General features: G+C 65.2%; 4 protein-coding genes. 3 read left to right on the top strand and 1 reads right to left on the bottom strand.

Going from position 1 to position 2,279, the window contains the following annotated elements:
• Positions 1–299 (top strand): hypothetical protein (locus AB0I15_RS66700; RefSeq protein ID WP_358121132.1); only part of this gene is annotated, 299 nt, incomplete at its 5' end.
• Between the two features lie 90 nt (positions 300–389).
• Here the strand turns inward: AB0I15_RS66700 and AB0I15_RS66695 are convergent.
• Positions 390–572, bottom strand: coding sequence for a helix-turn-helix domain-containing protein (locus AB0I15_RS66695; RefSeq protein ID WP_358121130.1), 183 nt, complete (start codon positions 570–572; stop codon positions 390–392).
• Positions 573–752: 180 nt separating this feature from the next.
• Between AB0I15_RS66695 and AB0I15_RS66690 the strand changes: the two genes are divergently transcribed.
• A complete protein-coding gene (locus tag AB0I15_RS66690) occupies positions 753–1,352 on the top strand; it encodes a hypothetical protein (RefSeq protein ID WP_358121127.1) in 600 nt (199 codons plus the stop codon).
• 154 nt (positions 1,353–1,506) lie between these two features.
• Positions 1,507–2,279 (top strand): IS3 family transposase (locus AB0I15_RS66685; protein WP_358121124.1); only part of this gene is annotated, 773 nt, incomplete at its 3' end.

The raw sequence follows: 2,279 nt of genomic DNA, 5'->3' as shown, positions 1-2,279 counted from the left end.
GCTGGCGCAACGACTCCCGCTACGGCGTACTGATCAAGACCTCCTACACCGGCACCTCGATCACCGTCCAGTTCTGGAGCACCCGGCGCTTCACCATCGAGTCCGAGAGCTCGGGGCGCTATGACGTCAAGCCGTTCCCGACGCTGAGTGAGGAGTCGGGGGCCGACTGCATCCCGATGGAGGGCGTGGAGGGCTTCGCCATCGACGTGTGGCGCATCTTCAAGCGCGACGGCAAGGAGGTGCGCCGCCAGCGATTCCACACGGTGTACGCCCCCGAGCCCCGCCTCACCTGCACGTGAGATCCACGATCCGCTCCGAGCGGCGCCGTGAGTGGGTGTTCGTCGTGTCGGCCGCCGCCTCGATCCCCATTGGCGTTTGGGTAAACAGCATCAGCCAATCAACGGGGACACCTTCCGCGCGCCACCGCGCGACCGCAGAGTCACACCCGCCTCCTGCAGCAGCCGATGAACGAACCCGTACGAACGGCCCGTCGCCAACGCCAACTCCCGCTCGGTGCCGATGCGCCTGAACTTGCTGAACGGCGCCGCGTGCGTCTCGGGCCCACCGAACATTCGTACCGATCCGCTCCGAACGCCAGATCGCAATCTTTGCGCGGATTGCACTGGCCGCAGCCGGACACCGACATCGCTTGTTTCCCTCTCCCTCGGTGAGAAGGTGAAATTCCCCGATGAAAGAGGACGACGATGTCCCACACTCACGCTCATAGCCCTGACGCGCGAACCACGGCGATCGTGCGAGAACTGGCCACAATCCACAAGCGCGCCGCGCAGGACCATCAGGTATTGGAACCCGGCCTGTACTCCCGCATCATGGTGATCGTCGACGACAACATCCCTTCCGAGGGCAATGATGAAAACTGCTACTTAACCCCTGTCGCGCCGCCCAAGTCCGGCCAAGGCTATTACACCCTCACGGCGACAGACGGCGCCCAACGTCCCGCAGAGATCAGCCTGGACGAGGCCAAGCTCTCGCAGCAGGACAGCGAGGTCGCGACTTTACTCGAAGCCTATGAATGGATCACTGAACGCGGACTCGCCAAAGACACCAAAAGCATCCAAGTCATCCTGATCAGCAACATCGGACCATGTACGGGCTGCAAGGCCCGCCTCAAGATTTTCTACGGCGACCTCCTCACTGCGGCCGACGAGAAGGGGGTCAAGGTCACAATTACCGTTGAGAGCGTCTACGACACCCCCGAAGCCTCCCGGGACAGGACACGGGGCAACAAGATCCCCACGACGTACGGCTATCCGGATGCGGTAAAGACGCCATACGCCATCTCAGACCAGCAGGGAGCCTACTGGCTCTACAGGCTGCCTGAGCTCCAGTGACAATGCCACTTCAATAGCCAACGTCATAGGGCTTGCACCGCCCACCGTGGCCAGCGCATCCGACAGCCCAACCTCCTCCAGCACTGCGGCCTCGGCCTCCGTCAATGCCAGTGCGGCCCAATATATATGTGGGCTTCTTCGCGTCCGAGACTCGATGACGCTCGCCAAGTACGAGCTGATCGACGCGGAGAAGGCCTGTCACTCGATCGTGAAGATGTGCGCCTGGCTACAGGTATCCCGCTCGGGCTACCACGAATGGCGCGAGCGACCGGCCTCGGCCACCGCGCAACGCCGCGCGCTGTCGGCCGCGGCGGTCGTCGAGATCTTCGCCGGCTCGCACGAGACCTACGGCCACCGGCGCGTCCACGCCGCCCTGGCCCGTCGCGGTGAGCACTGCTCGGCCGAACCGGTCCGCGCCCTGATGCGGGAGCAGGACCTGACCCCGGCCCAGGTCCGGGCCTTTCGCCCGGCCATCACCGTCCAGGGCGACGCCCGCGGCATCCCCGACCTGCTCGGCCGCGACTTCACCGCCGAGCGGCCGGGCACCAAGCTCGTCGGCGACATCACCTACGTCCGCACCTGGGAGGGCTTCCTCCACCTGGTCACCGTGATCGACTGCCACAGCAAGGCGGTGCTGGGCTGGGCCATGGCCGACCACTACCGCACCGAGCCGATCAAGGACGCGATCCGGATGGCCGCCGGCACCGGCCTGCTCCAGCCCGGCGCCGTGTTCCACACCGACCGCGGCTCGAACTACACCTCAGATGAGTTCGGCCGCTTCCCGACCGGCCTGCACATCCACCGCTCGGTCGGCCGCACCGGGGTCTGCCGGGACAAGACTCGGGTTTCATACTGCTCTCCTTCGATACTTTCGAGGGGGTTTGGCTTCGAAGCCGGGTGGCCGGCGGTCAGCGAAGGGTCGGCCCT

Source organism: Nonomuraea sp. NPDC050643 (assembly GCF_040654715.1).
Taxonomy (GTDB): Bacteria; Actinomycetota; Actinomycetes; order Streptosporangiales; family Streptosporangiaceae; genus Nonomuraea.
Note: the sequence above shows the minus strand (reverse complement) of the source record. Positions and strands in the feature narration are given on the sequence as shown.